The organism is Streptomyces sp. NPDC023541, from assembly GCF_055559995.1.
The window spans coordinates 559,606-576,391 of record NZ_JBVHJO010000002.1; the positions used below are offsets into that span (position 1 = coordinate 559,606).

General features: G+C 71.3%; 10 protein-coding genes. 6 read left to right on the forward strand and 4 right to left on the reverse strand.

Features of this window, described 5'->3' with window-relative positions; translation table 11 throughout:
* From ACZ3X1_RS06620 to pulA, 6 genes are all read left to right on the forward strand, one after another.
* Positions 1 to 1,047, forward strand: a complete 1,047-nt coding sequence (locus ACZ3X1_RS06620) for a carbohydrate ABC transporter permease (RefSeq protein ID WP_356812153.1) — start codon at positions 1 to 3, stop codon at positions 1,045 to 1,047.
* A gap of 2 nt (positions 1,048 to 1,049) precedes the next feature.
* A complete protein-coding gene (locus ACZ3X1_RS06625; RefSeq protein WP_356812154.1) occupies positions 1,050 to 1,892 on the forward strand; it encodes a sugar ABC transporter permease in 843 nt (280 codons plus the stop codon).
* Positions 1,893 to 1,943: 51 nt separating this feature from the next.
* Positions 1,944 to 3,593 (forward strand): glycoside hydrolase family 13 protein, encoded by a 1,650-nt coding sequence (locus ACZ3X1_RS06630; protein WP_356812155.1) that lies wholly within the window; start codon positions 1,944 to 1,946, stop codon positions 3,591 to 3,593.
* Positions 3,590 to 4,594: a LacI family DNA-binding transcriptional regulator gene (locus tag ACZ3X1_RS06635; protein ID WP_356812156.1), complete on the forward strand. Its 1,005-nt coding sequence runs from the start codon at positions 3,590 to 3,592 to the stop codon at positions 4,592 to 4,594. Before ACZ3X1_RS06630 ends, ACZ3X1_RS06635 begins: the two co-directional genes overlap by 4 nt.
* Positions 4,595 to 6,346: 1,752 nt before the next feature.
* Positions 6,347 to 8,065, forward strand: a complete 1,719-nt coding sequence (locus ACZ3X1_RS06640; RefSeq protein ID WP_467277269.1) for a carbohydrate-binding module family 20 domain-containing protein — start codon at positions 6,347 to 6,349, stop codon at positions 8,063 to 8,065.
* Positions 8,066 to 8,158: 93 nt separating this feature from the next.
* Entirely contained in the window at positions 8,159 to 13,501 is a 5,343-nt protein-coding gene (pulA, locus tag ACZ3X1_RS06645; RefSeq protein WP_467277272.1) for a pullulanase-type alpha-1,6-glucosidase, read from the forward strand.
* Here pulA and ACZ3X1_RS06650 read toward each other — a convergent pair.
* The 4 genes from ACZ3X1_RS06650 to ACZ3X1_RS06665 form a co-directional block, all read right to left on the reverse strand.
* Positions 13,488 to 14,024: a GNAT family N-acetyltransferase gene (locus ACZ3X1_RS06650; protein WP_030828561.1), complete on the reverse strand. Its 537-nt coding sequence runs from the start codon at positions 14,022 to 14,024 to the stop codon at positions 13,488 to 13,490. The two genes, pulA and ACZ3X1_RS06650, sit on opposite strands and share 14 nt — an antisense overlap.
* A gap of 61 nt (positions 14,025 to 14,085) precedes the next feature.
* The gene (locus tag ACZ3X1_RS06655) at positions 14,086 to 14,802 is read right to left on the reverse strand and encodes a TetR/AcrR family transcriptional regulator (RefSeq protein ID WP_356812158.1); all 717 of its coding nucleotides are present in this window, start codon (positions 14,800 to 14,802) and stop codon (positions 14,086 to 14,088) included.
* A gap of 23 nt (positions 14,803 to 14,825) precedes the next feature.
* The gene (locus tag ACZ3X1_RS06660; protein WP_467277278.1) at positions 14,826 to 15,881 is read right to left on the reverse strand and encodes a PDR/VanB family oxidoreductase; all 1,056 of its coding nucleotides are present in this window, start codon (positions 15,879 to 15,881) and stop codon (positions 14,826 to 14,828) included.
* On the reverse strand, positions 15,878 to 16,774 hold the full coding sequence (locus ACZ3X1_RS06665; protein WP_356812160.1) for a metal-dependent hydrolase: 897 nt from the start codon (positions 16,772 to 16,774) through the stop codon (positions 15,878 to 15,880). Before ACZ3X1_RS06665 ends, ACZ3X1_RS06660 begins: the two co-directional genes overlap by 4 nt.
* Between the last annotated feature and the right edge of the window lie 12 nt (positions 16,775 to 16,786).

Genomic DNA, 16,786 nt, shown 5'->3' on the forward strand with positions numbered 1-16,786 from the left:
ATGGCTGCTGACACCAGCCAGTCTGTGGTGAAGGCCGCGGACGACGGAGTCGGGAACGACTCCGCCGTCCGCGGCCGGAGCCGCTGGACTGACAGCGGGAACACAGGGAACACACGCAACACAGGTGGCCTGAGGCGCGCCCTCGCCACCCACTGGTACGCCTGGGCCATGGTCGCCCCGGTCGTGCTCGTCCTCGGCGTGATCATCGGCTGGCCGCTCGTCCGCGGCATCTACCTGTCGCTGACCGACGCCAACGAGCGCAACGTCGCCCGTGACATCGGCGCCCGCCACATCGACGCCACGTACGAGTTCATCGGACTCGACAACTACACGGCGGTGCTCGGCGACCCGGTGTTCCTGCAGCGGCTGGTGTGGACGGTGGTCTGGACCGTCGCGTGCGTGTCCATCACGTTCGTGCTCGGACTGACCCTCGCCAACATGCTGAACCGGCAGTTCCGGGGCCGCGCCGCCTACCGCATGGCGCTCATCCTGCCCTGGGCCGTGCCCGGCTTCGTCTCCGTCTTCGCCTGGCGGTTCCTCTTCAACCGCGACAACGGCATCCTCAACAAGGTCCTCGACGGCGGCGGCATCGCCGCCGTGCCGTGGCTCGACGACCCGACCTGGGCCAAGTTCTCGGTCATCGCCGTCAACGTCTGGCTGGGCATCCCCTTCATGATGGTCGCCCTCCTCGGCGGCCTGCAGTCGATCCCCGGCGAGCTGTACGAGGCGGCCGAGATGGACGGCGCCAGCGCCTGGCAGCGCTTCCGGCACATCACCCTGCCCGGGCTGCGCGCGGTGAGCATGACCGTGATCCTGCTCTCCACCATCTGGACCTTCAACATGTTCCCGGTGATCTTCCTGCTCACCCGCGGCGGACCGGGAGACTCCACCGAGATCCTGGTGACCCAGGCCTTCCGGGAGGCCTTCATCACGAGCCCGCGCGACTTCGCCGTATCCGCGACGTGGGGCGTACTGATCCTCCTGCTGCTCATGATCTTCGCGCTGGTCTACCGGCGCTCGCTGCGCAAGCAGGGAGAGGTGTGGTGACCATGACCAGCACGCGTACCCGGGGCAGCCGCTCCCCGCTCGCCTCCGTCGGCCTGCACGCGACGCTCGTCGTCGCGTCCGTCATCGCCGTCTTCCCGGTCCTGTGGATCCTGCTGACCTCGCTCAAGCCCGCGCAGCACGCGATCACCACGGACTTCGTCAAGGAACCCACCCTCAGCAACTACGAGTACCTGCTGGAGTCGAGCCACTTCCTCGACTGGTTCCTCAACTCCGTGCTGGTCGCCGGCGTCACCACCGTCCTCGGTGTCTTCATCGCCGCCACCACCGGATACGCGGTCAGCCGCTTCAAGTTCCCCGGCATGAAGCCGCTCATGTGGACCCTGCTCATCACGCAGATGTTCCCCATGGCCATCCTGATCGTCCCGCTCTACAACCTGATGGGACAGCTCGGGCTGCTCAACCAGCCCGTCGGCCTGATCATCACCTACCTCACCATCGCCGTGCCGTTCTGCGCATGGATGATGAAGGGCTTCTTCGACACCATCCCCGTCGAGATCGACGAATCCGGCCGCGTCGACGGACTCAACCCCTTCGGCACCTTCTGGCGGCTGATCCTCCCGCTCGCCAAGCCCGGCCTCGCCGTCACCGGCTTCTACGCCTTCATCACCGCCTGGGGCGAGGTCGCCTACGCCTCCGCCTTCATGGTCGGCGACGAGAACCTCACCCTGGCCGGCGGCCTGCAGACCTTCGTCACCCAGTACACCTCCAACTGGGGTGCCATGAGCGCCGCCTCGGTCCTCATCGCCATCCCCGCGGCGATCTTCTTCGTATTCGCCCAGCGTCACCTCGTCGCCGGGATGACGGCAGGCGCCACCAAGGGCTGACCACCCGAGCCTGCCCGTTCCACCTCCCGGCCCGACCTCTTCAAGGACGACATGACCCAGCACCTCGCCGACGCACTTCCCACCACCACCGGCACCCTGCCCGGCTGGTGGAGAGACGCGGTGATCTACCAGGTCTATCCGCGCAGCTTCGCCGACTCCAACGGAGACGGCATGGGCGACCTCGAAGGCATCCGCAGCCGCCTGCCCTACCTCAAGGACCTGGGCGTCGACGCCGTCTGGCTCAGCCCCTTCTACGCCTCCCCGCAGGCCGACGCCGGCTACGACGTCGCCGACTACCGGGCCATCGACCCCATGTTCGGCACCCTGCACGACGCCGACGCCGTGATCCGCGAAGCCCACGGACTCGGCCTGCGCATCATCGTCGACCTCGTCCCGAACCACTGCTCCGACCAGCACGAGTGGTTCAAGCAGGCGCTGCGCGAAGGCCCCGGTTCCCGACTGCGCGAGCGCTTCCACTTCCGTCCCGGCAAGGGTGAGGACGGCGAACTGCCGCCCAACGACTGGGAGTCGATCTTCGGCGGCCCGGCCTGGACCCGGGTCGCGGACGGCGAGTGGTACCTGCACCTCTTCGCGCCCGAGCAGCCCGACTTCAACTGGGACCACCCCGCCGTCCAGGACGAGTTCCGCTCCATCCTGCGCTTCTGGCTCGACCTCGGCGCCGACGGCTTCCGCGTCGACGTCGCCCACGGCCTGGTCAAGGCCCCCGGGCTGCCCGACCTCGGCGCCAGGGACCAGCTCAAGCTGCTCGGCAACGACGTCATGCCCTTCTTCGACCAGGACGGCGTCCACGAGATATACCGCTCCTGGCGCCGCATCCTCGACGAGTACGAGGGCGACCGCGTCCTGGTCGCAGAGGCATGGACCCCGACCGTCGAGCGCACGGCCCGCTACGTCCGCCCCGACGAGATGCAGCAGGCCTTCAACTTCCAGTACCTGACGAGCGATTGGGAGGCGACCGCGCTCCGCGAGGTCATCGACGGCTCGCTCGCCGCGATGCGCCCCGTCGGCGCCCCCACCACCTGGGTGCTGTCCAACCACGACGTGACCCGGCACGCCACCCGCTTCGCCAACCCCGCCGGCCTCGGCACCCAGCTGCGCGAGCCCGGAGACCGCGAGCTCGGTCTGCGGCGGGCCCGCGCGGCGAGCCTGCTGATGCTGGCGCTGCCCGGTTCGGCATACGTCTACCAGGGCGAGGAACTCGGCCTGCCCGACGTCACCGACCTGCCGGACGAGGTCCGCCAGGACCCGTCGTTCTTCCGCGCGGCCGGACAGGACGGCTTCCGCGACGGCTGCCGGGTCCCCATCCCGTGGTCGGGCACCGAGGCCCCGTACGGCTTCGGCACCGGCGGCAGCTGGCTCCCGCAGCCGGACTCCTGGGCGGAGCTGAGCGTCGAGGCGCAGACCGGCGACGCGTCCTCCACCCTGGAGCTGTACCGGGCCGCCCTGCGGCTGCGCCGCGAGCACCCGGACCTGGGCGCGGGCGAGTCCGTGGACTGGCAGGAGGCTCCCGACGGCGTCCTGGTCTTCCGCCGCGGCGACTTCCTCTGCACCGCCAACACCACCGGCACGGCGGTACGGTTCCCCGTCGCGGGCAAGGCCCTGCTGTCCAGCGGTGCGACGGTGGAGGACGGCGTGCTGCCGGCCGACACCACGGTGTGGTGGCAGGTGACGGCGGGGTGACGTCCCCCCTCCGGCTGACGGACATCGCCGCGCAGGCCCAGGTCAGCGAGGCGACGGTCAGCCGCGTGCTCAACGGCAAGGCGGGCGTCGCGGCCGGCACCCGGCACAAGGTGCTGGCCGCGATGGACCTGCTCGGCTACGAGCGGCCCGTCCGGCTCAAGCGCCGCAGCAACGGCCTGGTCGGACTGCTCATCCCGGAGCTGACCAACCCGATCTTCCCGGCGTTCGCCCAGGTCATCGAACAGGCCCTGGCCGGGCACGGCTACACCCCGGTGCTGTGCACGCAGACACCGGGCGGGGCCACCGAGGACGAACTGGTGGAGCAGCTGGAGGAGCGGGGGGTCACCGGCATCGTCTTCCTGTCGGGGCTGCACGCCGACTCCCACGCCGACCCCGCCCGCTACCAGCGCCTCGCCTCCCGCGGGCTGCCGTTCGTGATGATCAACGGCTTCAACGAGCACGTGAACGCCCCCTTCATCTCCCCGGACGACCGGGCGGCCGCCGAGATGGCCGTACGGCACCTGCAGGACCTCGGGCACGAACGGATCGGACTGGCCATCGGGCCGACCCGCTACGTGCCCTCGGCCCGCAAGGAGCAGGGCTTCCGGTCCGTCGTACCGGACGCGCAGGACGAGGGGCGGATCCAGCGCACCCTCTTCACGGTCGAGGGCGGGCACGCCGCGGGCGGCGCCCTCCTCGACCGCGGCTGCACCGGCATCGTGTGCGGCAGCGACCCGATGGCGCTCGGGGTGATAAGGGCCGCGCGCGAGCGCGGCCTGCGGGTGCCGCAGGACGTGTCGGTGGTCGGCTTCGACGACTCGCCGCTGATCGCCTTCACGGACCCGCCGCTGACCACGGTCCGCCAGCCGGTACGGGCGATGGCGACGGCCGCGGTCGGCGCCCTCCTGGAGGCGGTCTCCGGAACCCCGGTCCAGCGCACGGAGTACGTCTTCCAGCCGGAACTGGTGGTGCGCGGCTCGACGGGCCAGGTGCCGGTGTAGGGGGGGCGGGTCGGGGGTGCGGCGGGGTCGGGGGTGCGGGCGGGGCCGGGGGTGCGGGGCCACGGGGGCGGGGCCTTCACCCCCGCGGCCCCACCGCCCCGGGTCGGCGGTTTCCCACCCACCTCCCGGCGCGGGGTGGTGTGGGAGGAGCGGGATCCGCTCGGGCGGGATCAGGGACGTGCTGCGGGTTTCCCGTCAGTCCCATCGTCTCTCCGTGTCGGGCCGGCCCGTCAAGGGCGCTCCTTCGTCGCGTCACTTCGTGATGGCCTTCGGCCACCCTTGACCGACCGTCCCGCCCCGGAAATCCGAAAGACTGCCGGGAAGCCCCCAGAGGAACGGGCCGGGACCAGTTTTCAGGGACGGGGCGTCGGATGCGTCCGGGCGGAGCCCGGGGCGCGTCAAATCGCTACGCGCTCCTGCCGGACGGCGTCTGCGAGCCCCGTGGGCTGGGCATAGGCCGCCATCGATCGCTACGCGCTTCTCGACGACCGCGTCCGCCCCTCATCTCGGGTCGTTAGGGGCCCTATCGCGGGGCGGAGGGGCGATCCATCGGCTCAGCCGAACCCAACCCCCATCAAGACCACCATGAGATCCCAGCCGCCGGTACAGACGGGTGCAATTGGGGCGAATTGACGGCTCTTTGAGGCGCACACCCGCCCAGACATGGATTGGCATCGCTCCAGCCGTCATCTGACGCTTTTCCGCCCCACGCAGGGGCCGGACGCCGACCACGAAGAGTCGGAGAAGGTTTCTGCGGCCCGCGACCAGCCCCAGACGGATCGCAGACGCCTGATCGAGCAGCGTGCATCGATCTGCGGCGGCTTATGTCCGGCCCAAATGGCTCGCTGACGCCGTCTCGCAGGAGCGCGTAGCGATCTGTCGCGCCTATGACCAGCCCATATGGCTCGCTGACGCCGTCAGGCAGGAGCGCGTAGCGGTTGGTGGCGGCTTATGCCCAACCCGCGGGGCTCGCGGACGCCGTCTTGCAGGAGCGCGTAGCGGTTGGTGGCGGCTTATGCCCAGCCCAGGGGGCTCGCAGGCGCCGTCAGGCAGGAGCGCGTAGCGATCTGACGCGCTCCTGGCTTTGCCCGGGCATGCCACCGCCCTCGTCCCTGAAATTCCGTCCCGGCCCGTTCCTTTGGGGGTTTCCCGGCTGTCCTCGTATTTCCGTGGCGGGACGGTCGGTCAAGGGTGGAGCGCAGCGACATCGCGAAGCGACGCGACGAAGGAGCGCCCTTGAGGGACCGGCCCGACACGGAGAGACGATGGGACTGACGGGAAACCCCCAGGACGTCACTGACCGCCGAGTTCTCGGTTCCCGCTCCCCGGAGCCGCCGCGGGCTTTCGGTTTCCGTCCGTTCGGTTCCCGCTCCCCGGGGCTGCCCCCGGCTTTCGGTCTCCGTCCGTTCGGTTCCCGCTCCCCGGAGCTGCCCCGGCTTTCGGTTTCCGTCCGTTCGGTTCCCGCTCCCCGGAGCCGCCCCCGGCCTTCGGCCTCCGAATGACCGGCCCCGCCCCACCCGGAGCCCCCCCGCGCCTTGGTCCTCGCCTCCGGCCGCTTTCGGTGCGCGGCACGGGGTGTCGTGTGGGTTCCTGAGGGGTGAACTCGCCTCTGGGGGGCCCTAGTCGAGGTGTCTGTCCAGCAGGACACGCCTCGGAAACAATTCTGCAATCTCTTGCGCAAACTCTTGCAGGGCTCCTACCTGGGACCTACGGTCGCTCCAATCCCCACCTCTCCCCCCAGGAGGACCCCGCATGCCTGCCAGGGCCGTCAGAGCTGCAACCCTTTTCAGTACCGCCACCGCACTCGCCGCCGCCGCCGCGCTCACCGCCGTCGCGCCGCAGGCAGCCGCCACGCCCCCGGGCGACAAGGACGTCACGGCCGTTCTCTTCGAGTGGCGCTTCGACTCCGTGGCCAAGGCCTGCACCGGCAGCCTCGGCCCCGCCGGGTACGGGTACGTCCAGGTGTCGCCCCCGCAGGAGCACGTGCAGGGCAGCCAGTGGTGGACCTCGTACCAGCCCGTCAGCTACAGGATCGCCGGCCGGCTGGGCGACCGTACGGCCTTCAAGGCCATGGTCGACACCTGTCACGCCGCGGGTGTGAAGGTCGTCGTCGACTCGGTCATCAACCACATGGCGGGCCCGGCGGACGCGGGCGCCACCCTCACCGGGACGGGCGGGAGTTCGTACACGAAGTACAACTACCCGGGGATCTACTCCGGCTCGGACCTGGACGACTGCCGGGCGACGATCTCCAACTACCAGGACCGCGGCAACGTCCAGAACTGCGAGCTCGTGCAGCTCGCGGACCTGGACACGGGCCAGGACCACGTGCGGGGCCGGATCGCCGGCTACCTCAACGACCTGCTGTCGCTGGGCGTCGACGGCTTCCGCATCGACGCCGCCAAGCACATGCCCGCCGCGGACCTCGCCGACATCAAGTCCCGGCTGACGAACCCCGGGGTCTACTGGAAGCAGGAGGCGATATACGGCGCCGGGGAAGCCGTCCAGCCGAGCGAGTACCTCGGCAGCGGTGACGTGCAGGAGTTCCGGTACGCCCGGGACCTCAAGCGCGTCTTCCAGAACGAGAACCTGGCCCACCTGAAGAACTTCGGCGAGGCCTGGGGCTACATGCCGTCCGCCCAGAGCGGCGTCTTCGTCGACAACCACGACACCGAGCGCGTCGGGGACACGCTGACGTACAAGGACGGGTCCGCCTACACCCTCGCCACGGTCTTCACGCTGGCCTGGCCCTACGGCTCCCCGGACGTGCACTCCGGCTACGAGTGGACCGACAAGGACGCCGGCCCGCCGAACGGCGGCACGGTCAACGCCTGCTACTCGGACGGATGGAAGTGCCAGCACGCCTGGCGGGAGATCTCCTCCATGGTCGGCTTCCGGAACGCGGCGCGCGGTCAGGGCGTCGTGAACTGGTGGGACAACGGCGGTGACCAGATCGCCTTCGGGCGCGGCTCCAAGGCCTACGTGGCGATCAACCACGAGGGTTCGGCCCTGACCCGGACGTTCCAGACCTCGCTCCCCGCCGGCGACTACTGCGACGTGCAGAGCGGACGCACCGTCACCGTCGGCTCCGGCGGCCAGTTCACCGCCACGCTCGGCGCCGGGACCGCCCTCGCCCTGCACGTCAACGCCCGTACCTGCGCCGGCACCCCCGCGGGCCCCGGCGGCGCGGCGTTCGCCGTCAACGCCACCACCGTGCCGGGCCAGAACATCTACGTCACCGGCGACCGCGCCGAGCTCGGGAACTGGAACACCGGCGCCGCGCTCAAGCTGGACCCGGCCGCCTACCCCGTGTGGAAGCTCGACGTCACGCTCCCGGCCGGCACGTCCTTCGCGTACAAGTACATCCGCAAGGACGCCTCCGGGAACGTCACCTGGGAGAGCGGCGCCAACCGGACGGCCACCGTCCCCGCGAGCGGCAAGGTCACGCTGACCGACACCTGGCGCAACTGAACCCGCCCCACAGACCAGGGCCGCCCGGCACCACCTTCCCCGCCCCCGCCGGGCGGCCCTCATCCATGCGACACGTACACAAGGAGACCCGCCTTGATACGCCCTGCCGCAGGAGTGCTCGCCGCCGCCCTGGCCGTGACGCTCCTGCCCGCCCTCCCCGCCGCGGCCGCCGAGGCCAAGGCGCCCGCTCCGCCCTCGGACGCGAAACTGGCCGCCGAACCGGCCCGCAACGACCTGACCCGCGAGCAGTTCTACTTCGTGCTCCCGGACCGGTTCGCGAACGGTGATCCGCGCAACGACCGGGGCGGACTGACCGGCTCCCGCCTGGAGACCGGCCTGGACCCCACCGACAAGGGCTTCTACCAGGGCGGCGACCTCAAGGGGCTCACCGACCGGCTCGACTACATCAAGGGGCTCGGCACCACGGCCATCTGGATGGCGCCGATCTTCAAGAACCAGCCGGTGCAGGGCAAGGGGAACGACGTCTCCGCCGGCTACCACGGCTACTGGATCACCGACTTCACCCAGGTCGACCCGCACTTCGGGACCAACGCGGACCTGGAACGGCTGATCGACAAGGCGCACGCCAAGGGGATGAAGGTCTTCTTCGACGTCATCACCAACCACACCGCCGACGTCGTGGACTACAGGGAGGCCTCCTACTCGTACCTGTCGAAGGGTGCGTTCCCGTACCTGACCAAGGACGGCGTGCCGTTCGACGACAAGGACTATGCCGACGGGAAGCGGAAGTTCCCGAAGGCCGACGGGGAGTCCTTCCCGAGGACCCCGTTCGTGCCGGACGCGAAGAAGAACCTCAAGGTGCCCGGCTGGCTCAACGACCCGACGATGTACCACAACCGGGGCGACTCCACCTTCGCCGGCGAGTCCTCCGAGCAGGGCGACTTCTTCGGCCTCGACGACCTGTGGACCGAGCGTCCCGAGGTCGTCAGCGGGATGGAGAAGATCTACGAGAAGTGGGTCAAGGACTTCGACATCGACGGCTTCCGCATCGACACGGTCAAGCACGTCAACACGGAGTTCTGGACCCAGTGGGCGACCGCCCTCGACGAGTACGCGGCCGAGCGCGGACGCGACGACTTCTTCATGTTCGGCGAGGTCTACTCCGCCGACACCGCCGTCACCTCCCCGTACGTGACGCGCGGCCGCCTGGACGCCACCCTGGACTTCCCGCTCCAGGACGCGATCCGCGCGTACGCCTCCCAGGGCGCGGCGGCCTCGCGGCTGGGCTCCGTCCTCGCCGACGACTACCGCTACACCTCGGGCAAGGCCAACGCCTACGAGCAGGTGACCTTCCTCGGCAACCACGACATGGGCCGCTTCGGCGCCTTCCTGAAGCAGGACCGGCCGGGCGCCGCCGAGCAGGAGCTGCTGGGCCGCTACCGGCTCGCCAACGAGCTGATGTTCTTCTCCCGGGGCAACCCGGTGGTCTACTCCGGTGACGAGCAGGGCTACACGGGCGCGGGCGGCGACAAGGACTCGCGCCAGCCGCTGTTCGCCTCGAAGGTCGCCGACTACCTGGACGACGACCAGCTCGGAACGGCTCGCACGCACGCGAGCGACGCTTACGATCCGGAGCACCCCCTCTACAAGGAGATCAGTGCTCTCGCGAAGCTGACCAAGGCCCACCCGGCCCTGCGCGACGGCATCCAGAGCGAGCGCCTCGCCGACGGCAGCGTGTACGCCTTCGCGCGCACCGACGCCCGTACCCGTACCGAGTACCTGGTCGCCGCCAACAACGGCGCCGAGTCCCGCACCGTCGAGATCGACGCCCCGGCGGGCGCCCAGTACCGCACCCTGTACGGCGGCACCGCCCTGATCCGCGCCTCCGCCGCGGGCAAGCTCACCGTCGTCGTCCCCGCCCTCGGCTCGGTGGTCCTCCAGGCCGTCGCCCCCCTCGCCGCCCCCACCGCCAAGCCCGTCCTGACCCTCAAGGCCCCGGCCCCCGGCGCCGCCGGCACCGTCGAGCTGTCCGCCGACGTCAGCGGCGGTGGCCTGAACCGGGTCGTCTTCGCCGCGCAGACCGGCAACGAGAAGTGGCAGGTCCTCGGCTCCGCCGACCACGCCCCCTACAAGGTCACCCAGCACGTCACCGCGCCCGCCGGGACCCCGCTGCGCTACAAGGCCGTCGTCGTCGACTCGGCCGGCCGTACCGCGAGTGCCCTCGCCGCGTCCGCCGCCGGACAGGCCCCGCCCGTCGAGGTCCCCACCGCCACGCAGCGCGACTACGCGGTCGTCCACTACAACCGGCCCGACGGCGACTACACCGACTGGCGGCTGTACGCCTGGGGCGACATCGCGGACGGCGAGGCCACCCCGTGGCCGGCCGGCCACGGCTTCACCGGCCGTGACGCCTACGGCGCCTTCGCGTACGTCAGGCTCAAGCCGGGCGCCTCCTCAGTCGGTTACCTCGTCATCGACAAGGACGGCAACAAGGACGTCGCCGCCGACCGCACCATCGACGTGACGAAGACCGGCGAGATCTGGTTGGAGCAGGGCAAGGAGCCCGCCCGCACCGACCGCCCGGCCCATCCGCCGCAGGACCAGGGCAAGGCCGTACTGCACTACCAGCGCCCCGACGGCGCCTACGACGGCTGGGGCCTGCACGTCTGGACCGGGGCCGCGACACCGACCGACTGGTCCAAGCCGCTGCTCCCCGCCCGTACCGACTCCTACGGCGCGGTCTACGAGGTCCCGCTCGCCGCCGGCGCCACCAGCCTCAGCTACATCCTTCACAAGGGCGACGAGAAGGACCTGCCCACCGACCAGTCCCTGGACCTGAAGGCCACCGGCCACGAGGTGTGGATGCTGGGCGGCCGGCAGAAGTACCTCCTGCCGCAGCCCGCCGGCTCCTCCGCCGCCCTCGACCTCACCAAGTCGCAGGCGGTCTGGATCGACCGCGACACCATCGCCTGGAACGCCCCCGCGACGGCCGCGTCCGTCCAGCTCCTCGCCTCACGTGACGGCGCCGTGAAGGCGGAGAACGGCGCGCTGACCGGCCCGGCCCAATGGCTGCGGCTGGCCCGCGCCGAACTCACCGCCGCCCAGAAGCAGAAGTTCCCGCACCTCTCGGCGTACTCCGCGTTCAGCGTGGACCCGCGCGACCGGGACCGCGTACGGGAGGCCCTGCGCGGGCAGCTCGTCGCCTCCGCCCGCGCCGCGAACGGCGCCGTCCTCGCCGCCACCGGCGTCCAGCTCGCCGGGGTCCTCGACGACCTGTACGCGACGACCGCGGCCCTCGGCCCGGTCTTCAAGGACGGCCGCCCCACCCTGTCCGTGTGGGCGCCCACCGCCCAGCAGGTGTCGCTCGAACTCGACGGGCGTACCGTCGCCATGCGCCGCGACGACGCCACCGGCGTCTGGTCGGTGCGCGGCGAGCGCTCCTGGACCGGGAAGCCGTACCGCTACGCGGTGACCGTGTGGGCCCCCAGCACCCGCCAGGTGGTCCGCAACCTCGTCACCGACCCCTACTCCACCGCCCTGACCGCCGACTCCACCCACAGCCTGGCCGTCGACCTCGCCGACCCCAAGCTCGCGCCGCCCGGCTGGAAGTCCCTGCGCAAGCCCGCGGCCGTGCCCTTCACCTCCGCTCAGATCCAGGAGCTGCACATCCGCGACTTCTCCGTCGCGGACCGCACCAGCGGCCACCCCGGCCAGTACCTCGCCTTCACCGACACCGGCTCGGCGGGCATGCTCCACCTGCGCGACCTGGCCACCGCCGGCACCTCCTACGTCCACCTGCTGCCCGCCTTCGACATCGGCACCATCCCCGAGAAGGCCGCGGACCGCACCCAGCCCGCCTGCGACCTCGCGGTGTACGCGCCGGACTCGCAGGAGCAGCAGGCGTGCGTGGCGGCGGCCGCCGCGAAGGACTCCTACAACTGGGGCTACGACCCGCTGCACTACACCGTTCCCGAGGGCAGCTACGCCAGTGACCCCAACGGCACGGCCCGTACCGTCGAGTTCCGCAGGATGGTCCAGTCCCTGAACGGGTCCGGGCTGCGCACGGTGATGGACGTCGTCTACAACCACACCGTCGCCGCCGGTCAGTCGGACAAGTCTGTCCTCGACCGCATCGTCCCCGGCTACTACCAGCGCCTGCTGGCCGACGGCAGCGTCGCGACCTCCACCTGCTGCGCGAACACCGCTCCCGAGAACGCCATGATGGGCCGCCTGGTCGTCGACTCGGTCGTCACCTGGGCGAAGGAGTACAAGGTCGACGGCTTCCGCTTCGACCTGATGGGCCACCACCCGAAGGCCAACATCCTGGCCGTCCGGGCCGCGCTGGACGCGCTGACGCCCGCCAAGGACGGCGTCGACGGCAAGAAGATCATCCTCTACGGGGAGGGCTGGAACTTCGGCGAGATCGCCGACGACGCCCGCTTCGTGCAGGCCACGCAGAAGAACATGGCCGGGACCGGCATCGCCACCTTCTCCGACCGGGCGCGCGACGCGGTCCGCGGCGGCGGCCCCTTCGACGAGGACCCGCGCGTCCAGGGCTTCGCGTCGGGCCTGTTCACCGCCCCGAACGGCTCGCCCGCCAACGGCACCCCCGAGCAGCAGAAGGCCCGCCTCCTGCACTCCCAGGACCTGATCAAGGTCGGCCTCTCCGGCAACCTCGCCTCGTACGCCTTCACCGACACCTCCGGGCGCCGCGTGAAGGGCTCCGAGGTGGACTACAACGGCGCCCCGGCCGGCTACGCGGCCGCGCCCGGCGACGCCCTCGCCTACGCGGACGCCCACGACAACGAGACCCTCGCCGACGCCCTGACCTTCAAGCTCCCGCCCGCCACCGGCAACGCCGACAAGGCCCGCATGCAGGTCCTGGCCATGGCGACGGCCACCCTCTCCCAGGGCCCGGCCCTCTCCCAGGCCGGCACGGACCTGCTGCGCTCGAAGTCCCTGGACCGCAACTCCTACGACAGCGGCGACTGGTTCAACGCCATCCAGTGGGACTGCCGCGCCGGCAACGGCTTCGGCCGCGGCCTGCCCCCGGCCGCCGACAACGCCCCGAAGTGGCCCTACGCGAAGCCGCTGCTGACGGGGCCGGCGCCCACCTGCACCGACATCAACGCCACCGCGGCGGCCCACCGCGACCTGCTGAAGATCCGCACCACCGAGCCGGACTTCTCCCTCGCCACGGCGGAGGCCGTCCGGTCCCGGCTGGCGTTCCCGCTCTCGGGCCGGGAGGAGACCCCGGGCGTGATCACCATGACCCTGGGAGACCTGGTGGTGGTCTTCAACGCCACCCCCACCGCCCAGCCCCAGCGCGTCACCGCCCTCGCGGGCACCGGCTACCGCCTGCACCCGGTGCAGGCGGCGGGCTCCGACGCCACCGTCAAGCAGTCCGCCTACGACGTACGGACAGGAGAGTTCACCGTCCCGGCGCGCACGGTGGCCGTCTTCACACGACGGTGAGCCGGTCGAGCCGCTTCTCCAGCAGGATCACCCCGTAGGTCCTGCCGTCCTTCCCCCGCTTGTCGGGGAGCTCCCCGACCACCCGGTAGCCCGCGTCCAAGTAGTACGCGAGCAGCCGGGGGTTGGTGGAGACGCAGTCCAGTCGCGCCCGCTCCCGCCCGGTCCTGGCCGTCCGCCGTTCGGCATGTTCGAGCAGCCGGCGCCCCGCTCCGGCGGGAGCGGTCTCGCGCGACACCATCAGCCGGTGCACGTAGCCCGCGACGGGCGGCTGGATCCCCCAGGCCTCCTCGTCGGACCACCACAACTCGTAGGCCCCGCACACCCGCCCGTCGGCGTCGCCGGCGAGCCACACCTCTCCGTCGTGCATCTTCGACCGGAAGTGCGCGGCGTCCTTGTCGCCGGGCTTCCACTGCTCGATCCCGTGCTTCACCATCCAGCGGGCGGCCTCGTCGTACAGCCGCACCAGCGTGCCGGCGTCCTTCTCCACGGCCGGCCGGAACAAGATCCCGTCGTCAATGATCACGCGGGCATTATCGGTGATCACCACCGGTCGTGATCAAGAGAGGGCGCGGTATGCGCGCCGGTCACACCGCGGGGGCCGCGCCACCCGGAACGAGCCCCACCAGACGCCCGACCAGCTCCCCGAAGGGCCCGTCGGCGGGCTCGTCGGCCAGGATCCGTACGAGGATCCCCGCCATCTCCAGGTCGTACGCGGCGCTCACCGCGGCCAGCGCCGCGAAGTCGTGCACCAGTTGGAGCTCCAGCTCGCCCCGCGGGATCCGGCGCCCGTCCAGCCAGATCAGCGCCGTGGACTCGGCGAGCGACACCCAGGAGCGCACCACGAGTTCGAGCCGGGCCGGCACCTGGTCGAGCCCGATCCCGAGGTGCGTGAGGATCTGTTCGTACGCCGCCTGCCGGACCTCGTCGATCATCGCGTTGGCACGGCTGCTGCCGGCCGCGGGACCGCCCCGCATCAGGGCCGAGAAGCCCGGCCCGTGGTCCTCGACGAACGCGAAGAACCGCCCCATCACCCGCAGCAGGCGCGCCCCCAGCGGCCCCTCCCGCGGCTCCACGAACCGCTGCGCCAGCTCGTCGGCGGCCCGCCGCAGCGCCGCCTCGTACAGGCTGAGCTTGCCGGGGAAGTAGTGGTAGACCAGCGGCCGGGATATCCCCGCGGCCGCCGCGATCTCGTCGATCGACACATCGTCGGGCGACCGGTGGCTGAACAGCTCCAGGGCAACCCCGATCAGCTGTTGCCGCCGCTCCTCGACACCCATTCTGCGCCGCACTCCGGTCGTCATGCGGACACCCTACTGGGGAGCGTTCACAGGTCCAGGGCGAGGCGGTCCCCCTTCGCGCGCGAGACGCACAGCAGCATCGACTCCCCGCGCTCCTGGTCGGTGAGCAGGTCGTCGCGGTGGTCCACCTCGCCCGCGAGGACGCGGTGTTGGCAGGTCCCGCAGAACCCCTGCTCGCACGAGTACGGGGTGTCCGGCAGCTCCCTGCGCACCGCGGCGAGCGTGCTCTCCCCGGCGCCGACCTCGACGACCCGTCCCGAGCGGCGCAGTTCGACCGTGAAGGCCCGCGCCGCACCGGGCGCGGCGGACGGCGCGAAGCGCTCCAGGTGCACGGCCGCCGGATCCTGAACGGCCTCCGCGACGGCCAGCATCAGGGGTTCCGGCCCGCAGCAGTAGACCAGGGTGCCGGGCGCCGCCGTGGCGAGCGGGGTCAGGTCCGGCAGGCCCACCTCGTCCTCGGGATGGACCGTGACCCGGTCGCCGTAGGCCGCGAGGTCGTCCAGGAACGGCATCGAGTCGAGGGAGCGGCCCCCGTACAGGAGGGTCCAGTCGGCGCCCGCCGCCGTGGCCGCGCGGAGCATCGGCAGGATCGGGGTGATGCCGATGCCGCCCGCGACGAACGCGTACGACGGAGCCGGGAGCAGCTCGAAGCGGTTGCGCGGACGACGCAACTCCAGCTCTGCTCCCTCGACGAGCTGTGCGTGCGCCTCGCGGGAGCCGCCGCGGCCGTCCTCGACCAGCCGGATCGCGATCCGGTAGCGGCCCTCGTCCGCCGGGTCGCCGCACAGCGAGTACTGGCGGACCAGGCCCGAGGGCAGGGTGACGTCCACGTGCGCACCCGGCGTCCACGCGGGCAGCTCCCGGGACTCCAGGGTCAGTTCCATGACGTCCTGCGCCGGCTCCGCACGGGCGACGATCAGCGCACGCAGCGCTCGGCGCGGGGAGTGGCCCGAGACGGGTACCTCCAGGGCCGGCAGCGGCCACAGAGGGGACTGCCCGATACGGCGGTTCAGTGCCCGCCGCGCCGCCCAGGCCGCACCCGCGACCGCCGTGGCCGCCGTGACCGCGAGGGCGCGCCTCACGCCCGCCCCCCGCCGTTCGCGCCGGGGGAGGAGGCCAGGTAGGCCACCGCCCGGGCGGTCGAGCCCTCCTGCGAGGGGTGGTACGTACGGGAGAGGTACTTCGGGATGGACTTCAGCATGGAGCCCGTCGACGGGAGCACGCCCTGCTGCCCGGCCAGGAAGAACTGCCCGAAGGAGGCCTTGCCGCCGACGAGGTGGGGGTCGTTCTCCATGAAGAAGCGCACCCCGCGCTGCCAGAGGAAGACCAGGGCGGTGAAGGCGGTCGCCCAGGTCCGGGCCCGGCGCCGGTAGCCGCCGTCGACGTGCATGAAGAGGTCGAAGGCCACCGAGCGGTGCTCGACCTCCTCCGCGCCGTGCCAGCGCAGCAGGTCCAGCATGGTGGGGTCGGCGCCCCGCCGGTCGAGTTCGTCGGCGCCCAGCACCCAGTCGCCCAGGAACGCCGTGTAGTGCTCGATCGCCGCGATCATCGCGACCCGTTCCATCAGCCACCAGTGCCGGGCCCGGCCCGGCGGCAGGGTCCGGTCGCCGAGCAGTTTCTCGAACAGCCAGTCCACCTGCGCGGTGTAGGGCGTCGGGTCGAGGCCCAGCCGCTTCAGGTGCGGGAGGACGTCGTCGTGGGCGGCGGCGTGCATGGCCTCCTGGCCGATGAAGCCGACGACGTCCTCCCGCAGCCGCTCGTCCTCGATGTACGGGAGCGCCTGCTTGTAGACGTGCACGAACCACCGCTCGCCGGCGGGCAGCAGCAGGTGCAGCACGTTGATCATGTGCCCGGCGAAAGGTTCGCCGGGCAGCCAGTGCAGCGGGGTGTCCTCCCAGCCGAAGGACACGTTCCGGGGCCTGAGGTCCACGTGTTCCGACGCCACGGGGGCGGGCGCGAGCGGCGTATTAGACATGGCGTCAATGTA

Bases quoted from the DNA above. Each gene is read 5' to 3' on its own strand.
- ACZ3X1_RS06620 (WP_356812153.1), top strand. From the start codon at position 1: ATGGCTGCTGACACCAGCCAGTCTGTGGTGAAGGCCGCGGACGACGGA.
- ACZ3X1_RS06625 (WP_356812154.1), top strand. From the start codon at position 1,050: ATGACCAGCACGCGTACCCGGGGCAGCCGCTCCCCGCTCGCCTCCGTC.
- ACZ3X1_RS06630 (WP_356812155.1), top strand. From the start codon at position 1,944: ATGACCCAGCACCTCGCCGACGCACTTCCCACCACCACCGGCACCCTG.
- ACZ3X1_RS06640 (WP_467277269.1), top strand. From the start codon at position 6,347: ATGCCTGCCAGGGCCGTCAGAGCTGCAACCCTTTTCAGTACCGCCACC.
- ACZ3X1_RS06655 (WP_356812158.1), bottom strand. From the start codon at position 14,802: ATGACGACCGGAGTGCGGCGCAGAATGGGTGTCGAGGAGCGGCGGCAA.
- ACZ3X1_RS06665 (WP_356812160.1), bottom strand. From the start codon at position 16,774: ATGTCTAATACGCCGCTCGCGCCCGCCCCCGTGGCGTCGGAACACGTG.